Origin of the sequence: Kitasatospora sp. CM 4170 (genome assembly GCF_032110285.1) — a bacterium.
GTDB lineage: Bacteria > Actinomycetota > Actinomycetes > Streptomycetales > Streptomycetaceae > Kitasatospora > Kitasatospora aburaviensis.
In genome coordinates, this window is sequence record NZ_CP134877.1 from 7,123,180 (window position 1) to 7,143,765 (window position 20,586).

The window sequence follows — 20,586 nt, forward strand, 5'->3', positions numbered from 1 at the left end:
GGCTCATCCGCCTCCTGCCGATCGACCAAGCCGGTGACGCGCACTCCCTGACGGGGGCACTTCGGTCGTGCCAGTTGCGTGTCGCCCGGCCCTCTCCTTCGCCGAGGGGAGCCTCTCGTACGTCGGAAGCGGGACGAGGGGAACGGCGGGGAGGGGGCCACCGCACCCCCCACCCGGGCCCACGCCCGGCGGGGTGCACGCCCGGATCGCGGGCAGACCGTCCGGCGGGCACACGCCGGACGGGGGCGGGCCCCCGACGGACGCACCCCCGACGGGGGCACCTGCCCGCTCCCGGGCCCCGCCCCTGGGGCGCACGCCCGCCCCGTGGGCGGATGCTTGACGAACCAATTGCCAGACCAGTCCGGAAGTGAGGCCCACGCCATGCCCGCCACCCCCACTCAGGGCCATGTGGTCGTAGCTCCCGACAAGTTCAAGGGCACCCTGGAGGGCGCCGAGGTCGCCGCGCGGATCGCCGCCGGCATCCGCCGCGGCGCGCCCGGCACCGAGGTCCGCGAGCTGCCCGTCGCCGACGGCGGCGAGGGCACCCTGGCCGCCGCGCTGGCCGCCGGCTTCAACCGGATCCCGGCCAAGGTGGCCGGCCCCACCGGCCTGCCGGTGGACGCCGCACTCGCCGTGCGGGGCGACACCGCCGTGGTCGAGCTGGCGCAGTCCTCCGGGCTGGCCCGGCTCCCCGGCGGCCGGACCGCCCCGCTCGCGGCCGGCTCCTACGGGGTCGGCCAGCTGATCGGCCGGGCGGTGAGCCTGGGCGCCAAGCGGATCGTGCTCGGCCTCGGCGGCAGTGCCTGCACCGACGGCGGGGCCGGCATGGTCCAGGCCCTCGGCGTCGGCCTGCTGGACGCCGACGGCACCGAGCTGGCGCCGGGCGGCGCCGCGCTGCGCAAGCTGGACCGGATCGACCTCGGCCCGCTGCGTGACCCGCTGACCGGGATCGAGGTCGTGGTGGCCTGCGACGTGGACAACCCGCTGCTCGGCCCGCGCGGCGCGACCGCGGTCTACGGCCCGCAGAAGGGCGCCGACGGCGAGGACCTGGTGATCCTGGAGGAGGGCCTGACCCGCTTCGCCGACGTGGTCGGCGAGGCCGTCGGACGGGACTTCCGCAACGCCCCCGGCGCCGGGGCCGCAGGCGGGGTGGGCTTCGCCGCCCTCGCCCTGCTCGGCGCCACCATGCGACCCGGCATCGAGCTGATGCTCGATCTGCTGGGTTTCGACGAGGCCGTGCGTGGGGCACGCCTCGTCGTGACCGGCGAGGGCTGCCTGGACGCGCAGACGCTCCACGGCAAGGCACCCGCCGGCGTTGCCGCGGCGGCCACCCGGGCGGGGGTTCGGGTGGCTGCTGTGGCAGGGCGGTTGGAACTCTCCGAGCGCGAGTGGCGGGCGGCCGGCTTCGCCGGCGCGTACGCCCTCACCGACCTGGCCGAACAGCCCGGGGACAGCATGACCCGGGCGGCCGAACTCGCCGAGGTCGCGGGGGAGCGGCTGGCGGCGGCGTTCCTCGCCGGCTGACCGGACGGCCCCTTCGCGGCCGACCGGAGACCCCCGTCCGAGGCGGGCGGGAGGGCTCCGGCCGGTCGGGCGGAACGCGTCGCCCCGGGCGGCCGGAACCCGTCGGCCCTCGTACGTTCCTCCATTGACGTTTTGTTGAAGGCGGCCCTAGGCTCCGGGCAATCCTTCGACGTACCCCACCCCTCTTCTTCAGGCTTCGGAGGTCCCCCATGCCCCTCAGCGAGACTGCGGTGATCCGCTCCCGCCGGGTGGTCCTGCCGGACGGCGAGCGCCCCGCGGACGTGCTGATCCGGGACGGGCGGATCGAGCAGATCGCCGAGCACGGCTCGCTGCTCGCCGGCGACCAGCATCTGACCGACCTCGGTGACACCGCGCTGCTGCCCGGTCTGGTCGACACCCACGTGCACGTCAACGAGCCCGGCCGCACCGAGTGGGAGGGCTTCGCCACCGCCACCCGGGCGGCCGCCGCCGGCGGCGTCACCACGATCATCGACATGCCGCTCAACTCGATCCCGCCCACCACCACGGTGGCCGGCCTGGAGGCCAAGCGGAAGACCGCCGAGGGCCAGGCCTGGGTCGACCTCGGCTTCTGGGGCGGCGCCGTCCCCGGCAACGTCCCGGACCTCGAACCGCTGTACCGCGCGGGCGTGTTCGGCTTCAAGAGCTTCCTAGCGCCATCCGGCGTGGACGAGTTCCCGCACGTCGAGGCGGCCGACCTGGAGGCCGCGCTGGCCGAGCAGGCCCGGATCGGGGCGCTGGCGATCATCCACGCCGAGGACCCGACCGTCCTGGACTCCGCCCCGCAGCAACCCGGCGTCCACTACCGGGACTTCCTCGCCTCGCGGCCCGCCGACGCCGAGACCGCGGCCGTCGTGCGGCTGCTCGACACCGCCCGCCGCACCGGCGCCCGGGTGCACATCCTGCACGTCTCCTCGGCCGCCGTGCTGCCGCTGCTGCGGCAGGCCCGCGAGGACGGCGTCCGGGTGACCGCCGAGACCTGTCCGCACTACCTCACCCTCGCGGCCGAGCAGGTGCCGGACGGCGACACGGCGTTCAAGTGCTGCCCGCCGATCCGGGACGAGTCCAACCGGGACGCGCTCTGGGCGGCCCTGGCGGCCGGCGAGTTCGTCGCCGTCGTCTCCGACCACTCGCCCTCCACCCCGGACCTCAAGCTGCTGCCGGAGTTCGGCGGCAGCGGGGACTTCGCCAAGGCCTGGGGCGGCATCGCCTCCCTGCAACTGGGCCTGCCGGCGATCTGGACCGAGGCCCGCCGCCGCGGCCACACGCTCGGCGACGTGGTCCGCTGGATGGCGAGCGGCCCGGCCTCGCTGGTCGGCCTCACCGGCACCAAGGGCGCCATCGCCGTCGGCCACGACGCCGACCTGGTCGCCTTCGACCCGGACGCAGACTTCGCCGTGAACGCCGGCGAGCTCCACCACCGCAACCCCGTCACCCCGTACGCCGGCCGGACGCTGACCGGCGCCGTGCGCACCACCTGGCTGCGCGGCCGGGTCGTCGACGTCGCGGCCGAGCCGTTCGGCCGCCAGATCACCCGCCCGGCCGACGGCCAGATCACCCGCCCCGAGGAGACTCAGTGAGCACCGTCAACACCCCGAGCGCTCCCTTCACCGAGCTGGTCAACCTGGCCTCCCGGCTGCTCGGCGCCGGCGTCGTCGCCACCAACGAGGACACCTTCGCGGACGCGGAGAACCTGCTGGTCGCCAAGCCCGCCGAGTTCCGGCCGCACACCTTCGGGCACAAGGGCCAGATCATGGACGGCTGGGAGTCCAAGCGGCGCCGCGGCGTCGGTGCCGACCAGCCGCACCCCACCGACGACGACCACGACTGGACGGTCGTCCGGCTCGGCGTCGCCGGCGTGATCCGCGGCCTGATCGTCGACACCGCGCACTTCACCGGCAACTACCCGGAGAGCGCCTCGGTCGAGGCCGCCGCGATACCCGGCCACCCCTCGCCGGAGGAGCTGGCCGCCGCCGACTGGGTCGAGCTGCTGCCGCGCACCCCGCTCCAGGGCGACACCGCCCACGAGTTCGAGGTCCGCGACGGGACCCGTTACACCCACGTCCGGCTGAACATCTTCCCGGACGGCGGCGTGGCCCGGCTCCGCGTCCACGGCGAGGTGCTGCCCGACCCGCGCGAGCTCGACGGCCTCACCTTCGACCTCGCCGCCCAGGAGTACGGCGGCGTGGCCGAGGCGGCGTCCGACCGCTACTTCTCCTCCCCGCACAACCTGAACGCTCCCGGTCGCGCCTCCGTCATGGGCGAGGGCTGGGAGACCCGGCGTCGGCGCGACAAGGCCAACGACTGGGTACAGATCGCCCTGGCCGGGGGCGGCGAGGTCCTGGCCGCCGAGGTGGACACCACCCACTTCGTCGCCAACGCCCCCGGCTGGGCCGACCTGGTCGGCTACGACGCCTCGCAGGGCGGCAACCCCTCCGAGGACCGCGACGGCTGGTTCGGGATCCTGCCCCGCACCCGCCTGCAGCCCGACACCCGGCACCGGTTCCGGCTCGACGTCGGCCGCCCGGTCACCCACGTGCGGATCAACGTGTACCCGGACGGCGGTCTCGCCCGGCTCCGCCTCACCGGGCGGCTGACCGAGGCCGGCCGCGCCGCCCTGGCGCTGCGCTGGTTCAACGCCGTCCCGGCCGCCGAGGCCGCCGCCGCGCTCGCCGAGGCCGGCCTCACCGCCGACGAGGCCGCCGCGCTCACCGCCGCCCGTCCGCTGGCGGACCCGGCCGCGGCCACCGCCGCCGTCGCCGGGCTCCGGCCCGCCGACGGCCCGGACGGCGAGCACTCCTCCCGCCGCCGCTCGGCCGTCTGGCGCCTGCTCGGCATCTGACCGGCAGCCGGCCGCCCGGCCGCCGCTCGGCCGCCGCTCGGCCGCCAACCCCTCCTCCACGCACCGCTTGTCTCGACACCTGAAGGACCCTCCATGTCCAAGATCCTGACCACGGAGTCCGGCGCGCCGATCGCCGACAACCAGAACTCGGCCTCGGCCGGCGAGTACGGCCCGCTGCTCATCCAGGACCAGCAGCTGCTGGAGAAGCTGGCCCGGTTCAACCGCGAGCGCATCCCGGAGCGCGTCGTGCACGCCCGCGGCTCCGGCGCGTACGGCTACTTCGAGGTGACCGACGAGGTCTCGCAGTACACCAAGGCGGCCTTCCTCTCCGAGGTCGGCAAGCGCACCGAGCTGTTCCTGCGCTTCTCCACCGTGGCCGGCAACCTGGGCTCCAGCGACGCCGTGCGCGACCCCCGCGGCTTCGCGGTGAAGTTCTACACCGAGGAGGGCAACTACGACCTCGTCGGCAACAACACCCCGGTCTTCTTCATCAAGGACCCGCTGAAGTTCCCCGACTTCATCCACTCGCAGAAGCGCGACCCGTACACCGGCATCCAGGAGGCCGACAACGTCTGGGACTTCTGGGCCCACTCGCCGGCCTCGACCCACCAGATCACCTGGCTCTTCGGCGACCGCGGCATCCCGGCGTCCTACCGCCACATGAACGGCTACGGCTCGCACACCTACCAGTGGGTCAACGAGCAGGGCGACGCCTACTGGGTGAAGTACCACTTCAAGACCAACCAGGGCATCCGTTCGCTGGACGGCGAGCAGTCCGCCGAGGTGCTCGGCGCCGACGCCGACTCGCACCAGCGCGACCTGCACCAGGCCATCGAGCGCGGCGTGTTCCCGTCCTGGACCCTCTACGTCCAGCTGATGCCGGTCGCCGAGGCCGCGGACTACCGCTTCAACCCGTTCGACCTCACCAAGGTGTGGCCGCACGCCGACTACCCGCTGGTCAAGGTCGGTCGCCTGGTGCTCAACCGCAACCCCGAGAACGTCTTCGCCGACGTCGAGCAGTCCGCGTTCTCGCCGAACAACTTCGTGCCCGGCATCGGCCCGTCCCCGGACAAGATGCTCCAGGGCCGGCTGTTCGCCTACGCCGACGCCCAGCGCTACCGCCTCGGCGTGAACCACACCCAGCTGCCGGTGAACGCCCCGCGCGCCACCGAGGCCGACAACTACGGCCGCGACGGCCTCCACGCGGTCAACAAGGCCGGCCGCGGCAAGAACTACGAGCCCAACTCGTACGACGGCCCTGCCCAGACCGACAACGCGCTGGCCGCCCCGGTCCGGCTGAGCGGCCACACCGGCACCTACACCACGCCGGCGCACACCAAGGACGACGACTTCTTCCAGGCCGGCGAGCTGTACCGCCTGATGTCGGAGGGCGAGAAGTCCCGCCTGATCGGCAACATCGCGGGCTTCCTCGCGCAGGTCACCCGCGAGGACGTCGTGGAGAGGAACCTCGCCCACTTCCACGCGGCCGACGAGGAGTACGGCGCCCGCCTGGAGGCGGCCGTCGCCAAGCTCCGCGCCGGCGACGAGGGCTGACGCGCCGCGGGCTCGTCCGAACCACCCCCACCGGCCGCCGGGGCCCGCACCCCGGCGGCCGCGGTCGGGCCTCTCCCCCTGGGCAGTGGGGAGGGGCCCGATCGGCGTCCCCGGGCGGGGCCGGGGCGCCGGTGCGGTGGGTACGGCGTGCGGCGGGTGCGCCGTGGTCGGCGGCGAATTCGTGCACGGACCCTGCCCCCGGCCGGGTCGAGCGGTACCCTGACGACTCGTCAGAACTGCGGGTGGGGCGGGGTGGTCATGCGAATCGTCGTCAGTGTCGAGGGCGGGGAACAGGGCGGTCGGGCCGATGGCGGTGGCGTCCACGGGCTGCGCGGCTGGCTGGCCGAGGAGCCCGCGCTTCGCGGCCGGGTCAGACGGGCCGGCGGGACGCCCGAACCGGGAAGCATGGGAGTGGCCGCCGAGGCGTTGATCGCCCTGCTCGAACCCGGCGGGGTGGTCGCGGTGTTCGCAGGGGCGGTGGTCGCCTGGGTGCAGACCCGGCGCTCCAGCCACACCGTCACCCTCACCCGGCCGGACGGCGGCCGGGTGACGCTCTCCAGCCGTCAGGTGAAAGGCATGACGCCACACCAGATCGCCGAACTGGTGGGGGAGTTGGCGGCGGCGATCGACCAGGCGCCGGCCGGGACCGGCGCAGTGTCCGGGACGGCTTCCGGACCCGGGGCTTCCGGCGCGGGTGAGTCCGGCACCGGGGAGGTCGGAGCCCCGCGGCACGGTGGCCCGGACGCGGGCGACGCCGGGGCCGAACGGTGAGCGCCCCGCCCGGCCGGCTGTTCGGGCCGGGTGCGCGGGCCGTGCTGGTCGGCACCGCCGCCCACCGGGCCGGCTCGCTGCTCTCTCCGCTGCCCGCCGTCGAGACGACGCTCGACGACGTCGAGACCGCCCTGCGCGACCACTGCGGGCTGGCGGCCGACGCGATCCACCGGGTCCCGCCGTACGCCACCGCCACCGACGTGACCGCGCTGGTGGAACGGCTGGTGACCGAGGCCGAGGGTGTGCTGCTGCTCTACTACGTGGGCCACGGCATCCTCAGCCCGGGCGGCAGGCTCCATCTCGCCACCTGGGACAGCGAGTCGGACGAGTCGGTCGGCCGGGCGGTCTCCTACGAGACGCTGCGGGAGATCCTCGACACCGCCCGTCACGGCAGCATCGTCGTCCTGGACTGCTGCTATGCGGGCCGGGCCGCCGTTCCCGACGGCAGCCCCGGCGACCCCGCCGTCCACGCCCGGCCCCAGGGCAGCACCCTGCTCAGCGCGGCCAGCGGACACGAGCTCGCGTTCGCGCCGCCCGGCCTGCCGCACACGCGGTTCAGCGGGCGGTTGCTCACCCTGCTCGCCGAGGGGGACCCCTCCGGCCCGCCCGACCTGACGCTGGCGAGCCTCCACCGGACTCTGGCCGGGCTGCCCTGGGAGGGCGGCTCCGGCCCGCGCCTGCAGAGCGACGGGGCCATGGCCTCGGCGGTCCTCACCCGCAACCGCGCCTACCCCGAGCGGCCCGGGTGGCGGCCCCTGCCGCCCGAGCCCGGCCCCTGCCCGTACCCCGGTATGGGCGCCTTCAAGGCGGCGGAGGCCGCGTACTTCTTCGGCCGCGAGCGGTTCACGGCGCGCCTCGTCGACGAGGTCGCCACCCCCGGCCGGGAGGACGCCGTCCTGATCGTCGGCTCCTCCGGCGTCGGCAAGTCCTCGCTGCTCCGGGCCGGCCTGCTGGCCGTGCTGGGGGAGCGCCGCGCGAGGCGACCGGCGGACACGCCCTGGCCGGCTCTGCTGCTGCCGGCACCCGGCGAGCACCCGCTGCACCTGCTCGCCGAACGCTGGGCCCAGGCCACCGGCCGCGCCCCCGACGACGTGCTGCGGACGCTCTCGGCGGGGGAGTTCCCGGCCGCGCGGCCAGGCCACCAGGCGCCGCGGCTGCTGCTGGTGGACCAGTTGGAGGAGGTCTTCACCCGCTGCGAGGACGAGGCCGAGCGGGAGCTCTTCCTCGCGCTGCTCGGCCCCGTTCCGGCGGAGGCTCCCTCCGAGCAGCGGGCCCGGTCCGACCGGCCGCGTGCGGTCCCGCAGGCTCCGCCCTTCGCGCCGCCCCCCTCCGCCCGGCCGCTCGCCGTGCTGGCGGTGCAGGCCGACCACTACGGCCGCCTCACCGGCCACCCCACCCTGTACGCGGCGGTGGAGCGCGGCGTGGTGAACCTCCCGCCGTTGACACCCGCCGAACTGCGCGAGGCGATCGAACTCCCCGCCGAGCGGGTCGGCCTGGTCCTGGAACAGGGCCTGACCGGGCGGCTGCTGCACGACCTGCGGCACGGCCGCCAACGCGGGCAGTCCTCGTTCGGCGAGGCCCTGCCCTTCCTGGCCCACGCCCTGCACACCACCTGGCTGCACCGCAGCGGCCACGTGCTCACCCTCGCCGGGTACGAGCACACCGGAGGGATCTGGCAGTCGGTCAGCAGCAGCGCGCAGCGGCTCCACGACGAGCTCGACGAGCGGCACCGGGGCGTCCTGCGTGACATCCTGCTGCGCATGGTGCACATCGGCCCGCAGGACGTGGTGGTGCGCCGACGGGTCGGCACCGCCGAGCTGCTGGACGGTCGTCCGGCCAGCGAACAAGAGGTGATCAGCGAGGTGCTGGACCGCCTCACCCGCACCCACCTGGTGGTGCGCGGCGGCGGCGTCGTCGAGATCGCCCACGAGGCGCTGCTCCGGGCGTGGCGGCAACTCGAGGACTGGGTGGGCGAGTCCAAGGAGGAACTGCTGGCCCGCCAGCGGCTGACCGGCTTCGCCGTCCGCTGGGTGGACAGCGGGCGCCGCGACTCCTACCTGGTCGGCGGGGACCAGCTCGCCGCGCTGCGCGGGCGGACCGCCCCGGGCCGCTCCTCGCCGGCGGCGCGGATCAGTCTCACCTCCGTGGAACGGGAGTTCCTGGCGGCATGCGCGTCGCGGGAGCAGCGGCAGCGGCTGAAGCGGAGGTCGATCTTCGCCGGCGCACTCACGCTGGCGCTGGCGCTGGTCGTCGCGCTGGCCGTCGCCCATGTCCAGGGGAACCTCGCCCACACCCGCGACGCAGAGGTCAGCTCCAAGCGGATCGCGGCGGTGGCGGACGCGCTGCGTCCCGAAGACCCGGCGGCGGCACTGGAGATGAGCCTGGTGGCGTTCCGGACCTCGCCGACGGTGGAGGCGAGGTCTGCCCTGCTCCGGTCGGCGCTGACCCCGGTCCCGACGACCCTGGAGGGGCACACCAAGGCCGTCCTCAACCTCGCCTTCGCCCCCGGTGGTGCGACTCTCGCGAGCTCCGCGGCCGACCGCACCGTCCGGACCTGGGACGTCGCCGATCCGGTGCGTCCGCGCCCCCGGCAGACGCTGACGGTGGAGGGGACGGCCACCATCGCCTGGCGTCCCGACGGCCGCTACCTGTTCGCCCAGGCCGCCCGGCAGCTCTACGTCTGGGACATGGCCGACCCGGACCACGCGCGCGAGGTGTCCCGCACCACGGCCGCCGACTCCGGTCTGGCCTACGGCTCGGCGCTCAGCCCGGACGGCCGGCTGTTCGCGGTGGCCACCGACCGGGGCCTGGTGTTCTGGGACGTCACCGACCCGAGCCGGCCGGCCGGCGGGACGGTTCCCGGGCCGGACGGCGGGGCGCAGCTGAACTGCGTCGCCTTCCACCCCGACGGGCGGACCCTGGCGGCCGGGCTGCGCGGCGGGAACGTCCGGCTGTGGGACGTGGCCGACCGGCAGCACGCCACGCCGCGGACGCTGATCACCGACGCCTACGCGATGTCGCTCGCGATCAGCCCGGACGGCCGCACGCTGGCCGCCGGTGGCCCGAGCACCGTGAAGTCCTGGGACATCACCGACCGGGACCACCCGAAGGAAGCCCTGAGCCCGCTGGGCCTCCCCGCCACCACCCCCCTGCTGTCCTTCCGGGGGGACGGCCGCTACCTGGCCGGCGCCGGCTGGGACGGCCACGTCCGGATCTTCGCCGTGGGACCGGACGACAGCGACCTCGGCAACGCCAGCGAGCTTCCCTCCGAGGAACGCGGCACGATCGGCCCACGGCCGGACCTCGCCACCCTGAAGCCGGGCGAGGACGCGCCGATGCCGCCGCACGCCGTCCAGGCGGTCGCCTACCGGCCGGACAACCGCGGTCTCGCGGCGGGCCGTTACGACGGCGGCATCCGCCTCTGGAGCCCGCTGCGGCGCTCGGTGCCGGACGGGGCGGCTGCGGCCGGAACGGTCGCCGGCTCGATGCTCTCCTCCGACGGCAAGTACTACGTGGGCACCGGCACCGGCGCGGACGTCGCCCGGATCTGGCGGATCGAGGACGCGAAGGAGGCGCCGTCGCTGGCGGCCACGCTGCCGGAGCCGTGGTCGCGTGCGCGCTTCCTGCCCGGACGTGAGGCCCTGATCAGCCAGAACCGCGAGGGGACGAAGCTCAGGCTCTGGGACTTCACCCAGGGGTCGCTCAAACCGGGGCAGGAGTTCGAGAGTTCTGCCGGCGACGCGGGCTCGGCCGGCTTCGCGTTCGCGCCCGACGGAAAGCTTCTGCTGCTGCACCGGCCGGCCACCGGGGACGCGGTGCTCTGGAACATCGAGCGGCTGGACGGCGCCGAGCAGGAAGGGACGGTCACCGGGGCCGGCGAGCAGGCCGTTCCCTCGTTCACCGGTCCCCGGTCGGTGGCGCTGCTGCTGCCCCGGCAGGCGCAGTTCTGGGACCTCGCCGATCCGCGCCGTCCGGTGCGGACCGCCCAGGTGGACGAGCCCCCGCAGGCGCTCTACCGCCTGGACGACAGCTGGCTGCTCGTCACCGCGCCGCTGCTGAAACCCGAGCCGGGCCGGCAGCAGCTGGGCGAGAAGGTACTCCGGCTGTGGGCCCCGGGCAGCCCCGACGGTGCCCGTACGGTGGGCACGACGGGGGCGGACACCCAGTCCACCGCGCTGCTCTCCGACCACCTGCTCGCCGTGGTCAACGGCCGTGGGAGGCCCTTCCTGATGGGCCTGCCGGAGCTGCGCCCGGTGGTCCTCCAGGGGGGTCTGACCGGTCTGTCCGGGCTGGCGGCCGACTCGAAGAACGGCCAGCTGGTGGGCTGGAAGAGCTCGGACGGCGGCGGGCTGGCGATCTGGCGCGCGCCGTCGGACGGCGACTCCGGTGGCGCGGGGGCCGAACTGCTCGCCTCCGCCGAGCGGTTGAGGGACTACGCCCGGATCGACCTCCAGCGGGTCGCGGTCCTGGGGATGAGCCCGAAGGACGGTGCGATGCTGCTGGACTTCGACTCGGACCTGCTGCACGCCCTGGACGTGGCCGTGCTGCTGGTTCCCACCGGCCTGGACAAGGAGCTTCCGGCGGCGCTGTGCGCCGCACTGCCCGGGCGGATGAGCGGGGAGAAGTGGCAGGAGGTGCTGCCCGGAACCGAGTACACCGACCCGTGCCCGCCGGCCCCCTGAGGTGGACTCCCGGGGCGGGTTCCGGAGCCGTCCGTGAAGTGACGGGGCGCGGGTTCCGGGGCGGGGCGTGAGTGTCCTCGCGCGGCGGCCGGGGCATATGCCGGTCAAGCCCGTTCACGATACCTGCACCAATATCCGTGGACGGCAACTGCCCGGCCGCTCGGGTGGCTAGGCTGGAGGAAGCCCGCAGGTCGCCGTGCGGGCGGACATCGGAAGGGGACGACATGTCGACACCAGCCCCGGGTCGTCACGCCGCACCGGACCAGGGCATGCCCGGTTCGATCACGTCCTTGCAGCACGCCCTGAGACTGCTGGAGGCCGTCGACCGGCATGCCGGCGGTGCCACCCTGGTCGCCCTCGCCAGGGAGACGTCCCTGAGCCTGCCGACGGTTCGGCGGCTCGCCGAGATCCTGGAGATCGAGGGCTATCTCCAGTGCCAGGACGGCGGTTGGCTGCTGGGCGGTACGTTCGCGCTGCTCGGGCAGCACAACCGGGAGCAGCTCGTCCGTGCCCGGCTGAACCGGCAACTCGCCGATCTTCGCGATGAGTTGGGTGCTGCGGTGTACTTCAGCCGGTACCACGACGGAGAGTTGTCGGTGGAGGCGGTCTCCGCGGCCGATCACGCGCCCGCCGTGCAGGAGTGGGTGGACTTCAGGGCCACCGCGCACGCCAGTGCGATCGGGAAGTGCCTGCTGAGCCAGCTCGACCACGACGGCCGCCGGGACCACTTCTCCCGGCACCCGGTGGCCCGGCTCACCTCACGCACCGTCACCGACACCGACCAGCTGATGCACCGGCTGGAGCGGCAGCCGGCCACCGTGCCGGTGCTGGACATCCAGGAGTACGCGCTCGGCACCGTCTGCGCGGCCGTGCCGGTGACGGCGGGCAGCACGGTCGGCTGCCTGGCCACGTCGATGCCGGTGGACAACGTGCACCGGCTCAAGGCGGCCGCGGAGCTGTTGGCGGCCCGGGCAGCGCCGCTGATGCTCGCCATGGCGGTCTGACCGGCCGTCGTCCGCCCGTCCACGTGCGGCCCCGCCGGATCCGGCGGGGCCTTCGCGTTTCCGGGGTGGGGTAGTGGGGTGTCGCGCGGTGCACATCACTTATTAGACTCGATGTCGATAAGAGTCGCCGAACCCCTTGTCGCCGCCGCTACCCGCGAGTACGTTTCCCTGAGCCGAGCCGCCACCCGCAGGTCAGGAGGGCCCTCCCATGCCTCGCTCCACGCCCGTTCCCGCCGTCGCCGCCCCGGCCTCGCGCGTCCACGACAGCCTCGTCCTGGAGCCCCGGGACGTCCGCTTCGACTGGGCCGGCCTGCCGCTGCACTGGATCCCGGACGAGCCGATGGCCACCCACGTCATCAACGTCCTCCACCTCCTGCTGCCGGAGGGCGAGCGCTGGTTCGTCAAGGTGTTCAAGGAGGCGCTGCCGCTGATCCGCGACGAGCAGCTGCGCGAGGAGGTGCTCGGCTTCATCGGCCAGGAGGCCATCCACGCCGAGGCGCACCAGGAGGTGCTGGACCACCTGCTCGGCCAGGGGCTCGACCCGCGCCCGTACGTCCGTCAGATCGCCTGGCTGTTCCAGCGGGTCCTCGGCGACAAGCCGGGCCTCCCGCCGGCCCGGCGGCGCGAGAACATCATCGAGCGGGTCGCCTTCATCGCGGCGATCGAGCACTTCACCGCCTTCCTGGGCGACTGGGCGCTCAACTCCCCGGGCCTGGACCGGGCCCAGGCCGACCCGACGATGCTGGACCTGCTGCGCTGGCACGGCGCCGAGGAGGTCGAGCACCGCAGCGTCGCGTTCGACCTGATGGTCCACCTCGACCCCGGCTACCTGCGGCGGATCCGCGGCATGGCGGTCTCCGGACCGCTGCTGGTCCACCTCTGGGTGCGCGGCGCCCGGTTCCTGCTGGCGGCCGACCCCAGCCTCGACGGCCGGCTGAGGCCGACCTGGCGCGAGGCCCGCCGGATCGCCCGGCGCGGGCTGCTGCCCGATCCGGTCAAGTCGGTGCGCTCCGGGCTGCGTTACCTGCGCCCCGGCTACCACCCCACCCAGGAGGGCTCGTCCAGCCAGGCGCTCGGCTACCTGGCCACCTCCCCGGCCGCCCGCGCGGCCGCCGCCCACTGACGGCGGGCGTGACGGGGTCTCGCGGCCGCCGGGAGGCGGCAGCGGAGCGGCCCCCACCCGTCCACCTCACCCGACGCCGCCCCCACGGACACCCAAGGACCCGCCGGATGGACCTGCACACCCCGCCCCCCGACCTCTACGGCCGGCCCCACGCCGACCGGTTCATGCGGCGGCTCACCGCCTTCGGTGACCGCTACAGCCCCGCCCTCGGCAGCCCGCTGCTGCGGCGCAGCCCGCGCCGCCCGTTCGTCCGCCCCGCGCCGCCGCTGCAACTGGTGGTCGCCGCCCGCCGCGAAGTCGCCACGGACGTCGTCGAACTGCGGCTCACCGACCCCTCGGGCGGCCCGCTGCCGCGCTGGCAGCCCGGCGCGCACCTGCGCCTCACGCTCCCCTCCGGCCGTGAGCGCCACTACTCGCTCTGCGGCGACCCGGCCGAGCGCACCGCCTACCGGATCGCCGTCCGCCGGCTGCCCGGGGGCGGCGGCGGTTCGGTCGAGGTGCACGACGCCCTGCACCGGGGCGTACGTCTCGCCGCCTGCCGCCCGCGCAACGGCTTCGCCTTCTGCGCCGAGCCGGCCGTCCTGCTGCTGGCCGGCGGCATCGGGGTCACCCCGCTGCTGCCGATGGCCCGCGAGGCCCAACGCCACGGGCTGGACTGGCGGCTCGTCCTGGTCGGCCGCAGCGCCGCCACCCTCCCGTACGCGGACGAGCTGGACGACCTCGACCCGGCCCGGGTCCACCGGCGCACCGACGACGAGCACGGCGGCGTGCCGACCGGCGCCGAGCTGCTCGGGTACGCCCCGCGGGGCGCCGCCGTCTACTGCTGCGGCCCGGCCCCGATGCTCGCCGCCGTCCAGGGCGCGCTGGACGGATCGCCCGCCGGCGCCCTGCACTTCGAGCGGTTCGGCGCGGCGCCGATCACCGACGGCGAGCCGTTCACCGTCCGCCTCGGCGCGGACGGCCCGGCGCTCGCCGTCCCCGCCGACCGGTCCGCCCTGGACGTGCTCCGCGAGGCCCGCCCGGACCTGCCCTCCTCCTGCCACCAGGGGTTCTGCGGTACCTGCGAGGTCCGCCTGCTGGCCGGCACGCCCGACCACCGCGACCGCCGTCTCACCCCCGAGCAGCGCGCCGCCGGCGCCCTGCTGCCCTGCGTCTCGCGGGCCGCCGAGGGCGAGACCCTCGTCGTCGACCTGTAGCGGTCGACGCCCGGCCCGCCGCCGACGCGCCGCGCCCGCCGGGCCCGCCGACGCGCCGCAGTCCCGCTCCCGCAGCCCCGGACCCCCAGAACAGGAGCCTCCCGCCGTGGCGAAGCCCCCGACCTTCCCGTTCACCGACCACGACCTCGCCCGCTTCCGCGAGACCCAGCAACTCGCCTACCACTGTGCCGAACAGGTCGCCGCCTGGATCGAACCCGGCGTCACCGAACGGCAGGCCACCGCCAAGCTGCGCCGCTGCCTGGTCGGTGCGGGCGTGCAGGACTTCTTCCACGTCCCCTTCGCCTGGTTCGGCGACCGGACGGCGTTCCGGCACTTCCACACGCCGCTGCAGTTCTTCGCCGGCGGCCGCCGGCTGGAGGAGGGCATGCCGTACGTGCTGGACTGCGCCCCCGTGGTGGACGGCTACACCGCCGACATCGGCTACGGCGGCAAGGTCGGCGAGAACCGGGTCTGGGACCGGCTCGCCGCCGACCTCCGGGTCTACCGCGAGCTGATCCTGGCGGAGGTCCGCGCCCGCAAGCCGCTGAACGAGGTGTACGCGGCCGTCGACGCGCAGATCGCCGCGCACGGCTACGACAACCGGCACCAGGTCTACCCGGGCCGGGTGATCGGCCACCAGGTGACCTGGATGACCGCCCGCGGTCCCGCCGGGGTCAACCTCTTCGGCTTCGGGGTGCGTACACTCCAGACCCTCGGTCGCGAGCTGATCAGCGAGCGCCTGCACGGCCGCTCCCCGCTCTGGGCGGACGGCCGGGCGTCCCGGCACGCGCCGACCCCGGGCCTGTGGGCGGTCGAGCCCCACATCGGGTTCCGCGAGGTGGGCATCAAGTTCGAGGAGCTGCTGGTGGTCACCGAGGACGACGCGTACTGGCTCGACGACGACCTGCCGCACGTCCGGCGCTGGAACGCGGCGGCGAGCACGCCCGCGTCCGTCCCGGCCGGGGCCGAGACCGCCCAGGAGGCGACCCGATGACGACGACCCCCCGCCGCCGGACCGTCCACTCCGGCGGGCTGCCGCTCGCCGTCTTCGAGGAGGGCGACCCGGCCGGGCCCACCGTCCTGTTGGTGCACGGCTACCCCGACACCCACGCGGTCTGGGACGACGTCGCCGCCGACCTGGCCCGCGACCACCACGTGGTCCGCTACGACGTGCGGGGCGCCGGCGAGTCCGGCGTCCCGGCCGCGCGCGAGGGCTACCGGCTGGAGCAGCTGGCCGCCGACCTGTTCGCCGTCGCCGACGTGGTCAGCCCGGACCGGCCGGTGCACGTGGTCGCCCACGACTGGGGCTCGCTGCAGTCCTGGGAGGCCGTCACCGCTCCCGGCGCCGAGCAGCGGCTCGCCTCCTACACCACGATGTCCGGCCCCTGCCTGGACCACATGGGCCACTGGCTGCGCCACCGCCTCCGCCGGCCGACCCCGCGCCACCTCGGGCAGCTGCTCTCCCAGGGCGTCCACTCCTGGTACATCACCGCCTTCCACCTGCCCTACCTCGCCCCCGGCCTCTGGCGGCTCGGCCTGGCCCGCGCCTGGCCGCGCGTGCTGCGGGACCTGGAGGAGGTCACCCCGCGCCCCGGCCACCCGCAGCCCACCCTGCGACGCGACGCCGTCCGCGGCATCGAGCTGTACCGGGCCAACATGCGGCCCGCCCTGCGCAACCCGCGCGAGCGGCCCACCGAGGTTCCGGTCCAGCTGATCACCCTGACCAAGGACCACTACGTGGGCGCGTTCCTCTCCGAGGGGCTGGAGCGCTGGGCGCCCAGGCTCACCCGCCGCTCGCTGCACGCCACCCACTGGTCCGCCCTGCTGGAGAAGGGATCCACCGTGGCCGCAATGGTCCGCGAGTTCACCGCCGCCGTCGACGCCGGGAGGGCCGCCGAGGCGGCCGCGGCCGGCCGGCTGGTGGTGGTCACCGGCGGCGGCAGCGGCATCGGCCGGGCCACCGCGCTGGCCTTCGCCGAGGACGGCGCCCGGGTGGTGGTCTGCGACGTCGACCTCGCGGCCGCCGAGCGCACCGCCGAACTCGCCTCCCTGATCGGCCCGGTGGCCCACGCCTACCAGGTCGACGTGAGCGACGGCGACGCCGTCGACGCCTTCGCCAAGGAGGTCGCGGCCGACCACGGCGTGCCCGACGTGGTGGTCAACAACGCCGGCATCGGCCACTCCGGGACGTTCCTGCAGACCACCGCGAAGGAGTGGCAGCGCGTCCTGGACGTCAACCTCTGGGGCGTCATCCACGGCTGCCGGGCCTTCGGCACCCTGATGGCCGACCGCGGCGCCGGCGGCCACATCGTCAACGTCTCCTCGGCCGCCGCCTACCTGCCCTCCAAGGCGCTCACCGCGTACGCGACCAGCAAGGCGGCGGTCTTCATGCTCTCCGACTGCCTGCGCGCCGAACTGGCCGGCCACGGCATCGGGGTCTCCACCATCTGCCCCGGCATCGTCAACACCAACATCACCCGCACCTCCACCTTCTCGGCCACCACCGCGGCCGAGCAGGCCGCCAAGCAGGCCCGCGCCGCCAGGCTCTACGCCCGCCGCGGCTTCCCGCCCGAGAAGGTGGCCGCCGCCATCCTCGACGCCGTCCGCACCGGGCGCCCCGTGGTCCCGGTCACCCCCGAGGCCAGGGCCGCCCGCTTCCTGAGCCGCCTCTCCCCGGGCCTGCTCCGCCTGGCGGCCCGCCTCAACGTGACCTGAGCGAAAGGCCCGTGGGCCTGTGATATCGGATAGTCTGGATGTTGATATCGCAGGCCCGTGCCGATCTGGGAGGCCGACCATGGCCCGTACCGTGATAGACGTCAACGACGAGCTGCTGGCCGAGGCCGCCGAGATCTTCGGCACGACGACCAAGGTGGCGACCGTCAACGCCGCCCTCGAAGACGCGGTCAAGCGCCGCAAGGGCAGGGAGTTTCTCGCCTGGCTCGCCGAGGGCGGACTGCCCGATCTCACCGGACCGGTGGACCAGAGTGAGTGAGCGCTTCCTGATCGACAAGTCGGCTTTCGCCCGCTACGCGAAGCCGGCGGTTCGGGCCGTGATCGACCAAATGTTCAACGAAGGGCTGCTCGCGCTCTGCGGGGCAGTCGAGCTGGAAATCATGCACAGCGCCCGGTCCAAGACCGATGCCGACCGGATCCGCGAGGGACTGCGCGGCTTCGACTGGTTGTCGACGCCCGACGAGGTGTGGGACCGCGCCGTCGAGGTCCAGGCGCTCCTCACCTCCGCCGGCAACTGGCGGGCGCTGTCAGTCGCCGACCTCGTCATCGCAGCCGTGGCCGAACGCCACGGCTGCACCGTCCTGCACTACGACGGCGACTACGACATGATCGCGGCCGTCACCGGTCAGTCCACCCGCTGGGTCGTCCCGCCCGGCACGGCGGACTGAGTTCCGGCCGCGCGGCCCAAGCCGCGGGGGAACTTCCGGGGCAGGATGGGTGGGCATGGGAGGCGCGAGGAGAGGACGGGGCATGGGCGGGCAGCCACTCAAGGGCAAGGTCGCACTGGTGGCCGGGGCGACGCGGGGGGCCGGGCGCGGGATCGCGGTGCAGCTGGGGGCCGCCGGGGCGATCGTGTACGGGACGGGGCGCAGCGCGGAGGGCCACCGGTCGGAGTACGGCCGGGCCGAGACGCTGGAGGAGACCGCCGAGCTGGTCACCGCCGCCGGCGGGCAGGGGATCGCGGTCCGGGCGGACCACCTGGTGCCCGAGCAGGTGGCGGCCGTGGCGAAGCGCATCGAGGCCGAGCACGGCGGGCTGGACGTCCTGGTGAACGACGTCTGGGGCGGCGAGCACCTCTTCGAGTGGGAGGTCCCGGTCTGGGAGCACGACCTCGACAACGGCCTGCGCCTGCTGCGCCTGGCGGTGGAGACCCACGCCGTCACCAACCACTTCCTGCTGCCGCTGCTGCTGCGCCGCCCGGGCGGGCTGGTGGTGGAGATGACGGACGGCACGGCCGAGTACAACGGCACCCGCTACCGGAACTCGCTCTTCTACGACCTCGCCAAGTCCTCGATCCTGCGGATGGCCTTCGCCCTCGGGCACGAGCTCGGCCCCCGCGGGGCCACGGCGGTAGCGCTGACGCCGGGCTGGCTGCGCTCGGAGATGATGCTGGAGCACTTCGGCGTCACCGAGGAGACCTGGCGCGAGGCCACCGAGCGGGAGCCGCGGTTCGGCATCTCGGAGTCGCCCGCCTTCGTCGGCCGGGCGGTCGTGGCGCTGGCCGCCGACCCGGAGGCGGCCCGCTGGAACGGCCGTTCGCTCTCCAGCGGCGCCCTGGCCCGGGAGTACGGCTTCACCGATGTGGACGGCGAACGCCCGGACTGCTGGCGCTACCTGCTGGACGCGGAGCGGGCCGAGGGGTTCCTGGATCCGGCCGACTACCGCTGACGCCGCACGGCCCCGGGCGCGGCAGCGCCGGTTCGGCGCCCGGGGGTGGTACCCAGGAGGTCGTCACCCCCGAGCGACCGAAGGAGTACCCATGGCCACCGGAACCGTGCAGTCCTACAACGTGCACCACGGCTACGGCCTGATCACGCCCGACGAGGACGGGCCCGCGCTGTACGTGTACTTCGACTCGATCGTCGCGGAGGGCGACCGGGCGCTGACCGAGGGCCAGCGGGTGGAGTACGACCCGACGGACCAGGAGGGCCGGCCGGTGGCCGAACACGTCCGGCCCCTCTGAACCGGGCGGGCCCGCGCGGCCCGGGACGGCCCGTGTCGGGAACGTCCAATCCGGTCCCCTCCGGGGGTCCGTACGATGAACGCCCATGGAGATGACGACCGCCCTGTGGTCCTTCGCCCTCGTGGTGGGACTGCTGACCCTCACCCCCGGCCTCGACACCGCACTGATCCTGCGCACCTCCGCGCTCGGGCACCGCCGCCAGGCCTGGGGCGTGGTGCTCGGCATCCAGGCCGGCACGCTGACCTGGGGCACCCTCACCTCGGCCGGGGTCACCGCCCTGCTGACGGCCTCCCAGGTGGCGTACGAGGTCCTGCGCTGGGCCGGGGCCGCCTACCTGGTCTGGATGGGCATCGGCATGCTGCGCAGCCGCGGCGACGGGGCCGACCCGGAGGAAGGGCCGGTCGACGGCGGCCTCGCCCACGGCTGGCGGCGCGGCCTGCTGACCAACCTGCTCAACCCCAAGGTCGGCGTCTTCTACGTGGCGGTGCTGCCGCAGTTCATCCCCGCGAACGCGCCGCACTTCGCCGCCGGGGTGGCGCTCACCTGCGTGCACGTCGTCGAGGGGCTGATCTGGTCGACGGTGCTGGTGGGCTTCGCGCAGGCGGTGCGCGGCTGGCTGCGCCGGCCGGCCGCGCGGCGCCTGATGGACCGGGTGACCGGTGCGGTGGTGGTCGGCTTCGGAGTGAAGCTCGCGCTCTCGGACTGACGCGGGCTCAGCGGCGCTCACCGCCCTCGGCGGCCCGTCCGGTCCGGCCGACGGCACCCGGCGTCACCCGGGCGGGGGAGCCGACTGGCGGCCGGGTCCGGGCCGGGGCTGCACTGGAGTCGGCCGCCAGTCGGCGACCGGCCGGCCCAGCGAGCAGGAGCAGCAGCCCATGGCCATCATCGTGGCGTTCGAGTTTCCCGAGGTCACCCAGGCGCAGTACCAGGAGAGCGTGGACCGGCTGACGGGCGGGGCGGGGTTGAACTCGCCGTCGGACTGGCCGGTCCACGGGCTGATCCTGCACGCGGGGGGCCCGACGCCGGGCGGTGGGTGGCACGTCACCGAGGTCTGGGAGTCCAGGGCGGCCTTCGACCACTTCGCGGCGGTGCTGATGCCGATCCTCCAGGAGATCGGCGTGCCCACTACCCCGCCGATGATCTGCGAGGCCTACGACGTCGTGACCTGACCGGCGA

Annotated in this window: 16 protein-coding genes and 1 pseudogene; all 17 read left to right on the forward strand. The window is 74.6% G+C overall.

What is annotated here, in order from left to right; translation table 11 throughout:
- Positions 1-381: 381 nt before the first annotated feature.
- Entirely contained in the window at positions 382-1,524 is a 1,143-nt protein-coding gene (locus RMN57_RS30090) for a glycerate kinase (RefSeq protein WP_313766432.1), read from the forward strand.
- Between the two features lie 209 nt (positions 1,525-1,733).
- Positions 1,734-3,122: an allantoinase AllB gene (gene allB, locus RMN57_RS30095; protein ID WP_313766433.1), complete on the forward strand. Its 1,389-nt coding sequence runs from the start codon at positions 1,734-1,736 to the stop codon at positions 3,120-3,122.
- Positions 3,119-4,171 (forward strand): annotated as a pseudogene (gene alc / locus RMN57_RS30100) (allantoicase); the annotation flags it as partial. The gene allB and the pseudogene alc, both read left to right, overlap by 4 nt.
- Positions 4,172-4,477: 306 nt before the next feature.
- Positions 4,478-5,938 (forward strand): catalase, encoded by a 1,461-nt coding sequence (locus tag RMN57_RS30105; RefSeq protein WP_313766435.1) that lies wholly within the window; start codon positions 4,478-4,480, stop codon positions 5,936-5,938.
- Positions 5,939-6,196: 258 nt separating this feature from the next.
- Positions 6,197-6,709, forward strand: a complete 513-nt coding sequence (locus tag RMN57_RS30110) for an effector-associated constant component EACC1 (RefSeq protein WP_313766436.1) — start codon at positions 6,197-6,199, stop codon at positions 6,707-6,709.
- Positions 6,706-11,391 (forward strand): caspase, EACC1-associated type, encoded by a 4,686-nt coding sequence (locus tag RMN57_RS30115; protein WP_313766437.1) that lies wholly within the window; start codon positions 6,706-6,708, stop codon positions 11,389-11,391. The genes RMN57_RS30110 and RMN57_RS30115 overlap by 4 nt, the downstream gene beginning before the upstream one ends.
- A 269-nt stretch (positions 11,392-11,660) precedes the next feature.
- The gene (locus RMN57_RS30120) at positions 11,661-12,395 is read left to right on the forward strand and encodes an IclR family transcriptional regulator C-terminal domain-containing protein (RefSeq protein WP_313768017.1); all 735 of its coding nucleotides are present in this window, start codon (positions 11,661-11,663) and stop codon (positions 12,393-12,395) included.
- Positions 12,396-12,603: 208 nt separating this feature from the next.
- On the forward strand, positions 12,604-13,518 hold the full coding sequence (locus RMN57_RS30125; protein ID WP_313766438.1) for a metal-dependent hydrolase: 915 nt from the start codon (positions 12,604-12,606) through the stop codon (positions 13,516-13,518).
- Between the two features lie 107 nt (positions 13,519-13,625).
- Positions 13,626-14,714: a PDR/VanB family oxidoreductase gene (locus RMN57_RS30130; RefSeq protein ID WP_313766439.1), complete on the forward strand. Its 1,089-nt coding sequence runs from the start codon at positions 13,626-13,628 to the stop codon at positions 14,712-14,714.
- 106 nt (positions 14,715-14,820) lie between these two features.
- On the forward strand, positions 14,821-15,708 hold the full coding sequence (locus RMN57_RS30135) for a M24 family metallopeptidase (RefSeq protein ID WP_313766440.1): 888 nt from the start codon (positions 14,821-14,823) through the stop codon (positions 15,706-15,708).
- Complete coding sequence (locus tag RMN57_RS30140; protein ID WP_313766441.1) at positions 15,705-17,429, forward strand: SDR family oxidoreductase; 1,725 nt, start codon at positions 15,705-15,707, stop codon at positions 17,427-17,429. Before RMN57_RS30135 ends, RMN57_RS30140 begins: the two co-directional genes overlap by 4 nt.
- 79 nt (positions 17,430-17,508) lie before the next feature.
- Positions 17,509-17,706, forward strand: coding sequence for a type II toxin-antitoxin system VapB family antitoxin (locus RMN57_RS30145; protein WP_313766442.1), 198 nt, complete (start codon positions 17,509-17,511; stop codon positions 17,704-17,706).
- Positions 17,699-18,115, forward strand: coding sequence for a PIN domain nuclease (locus RMN57_RS30150; RefSeq protein WP_313766443.1), 417 nt, complete (start codon positions 17,699-17,701; stop codon positions 18,113-18,115). The genes RMN57_RS30145 and RMN57_RS30150 overlap by 8 nt, the downstream gene beginning before the upstream one ends.
- An 82-nt stretch (positions 18,116-18,197) precedes the next feature.
- Positions 18,198-19,115 (forward strand): SDR family oxidoreductase, encoded by a 918-nt coding sequence (locus tag RMN57_RS30155; RefSeq protein WP_313766444.1) that lies wholly within the window; start codon positions 18,198-18,200, stop codon positions 19,113-19,115.
- Positions 19,116-19,206: 91 nt separating this feature from the next.
- Positions 19,207-19,410: a cold shock domain-containing protein gene (locus RMN57_RS30160; protein ID WP_313766445.1), complete on the forward strand. Its 204-nt coding sequence runs from the start codon at positions 19,207-19,209 to the stop codon at positions 19,408-19,410.
- A gap of 85 nt (positions 19,411-19,495) precedes the next feature.
- On the forward strand, positions 19,496-20,116 hold the full coding sequence (locus RMN57_RS30165; protein ID WP_313766446.1) for a LysE family translocator: 621 nt from the start codon (positions 19,496-19,498) through the stop codon (positions 20,114-20,116).
- 169 nt (positions 20,117-20,285) lie between these two features.
- Positions 20,286-20,579: a hypothetical protein gene (locus RMN57_RS30170; protein WP_313766447.1), complete on the forward strand. Its 294-nt coding sequence runs from the start codon at positions 20,286-20,288 to the stop codon at positions 20,577-20,579.
- Positions 20,580-20,586 lie beyond the last annotated feature (7 nt).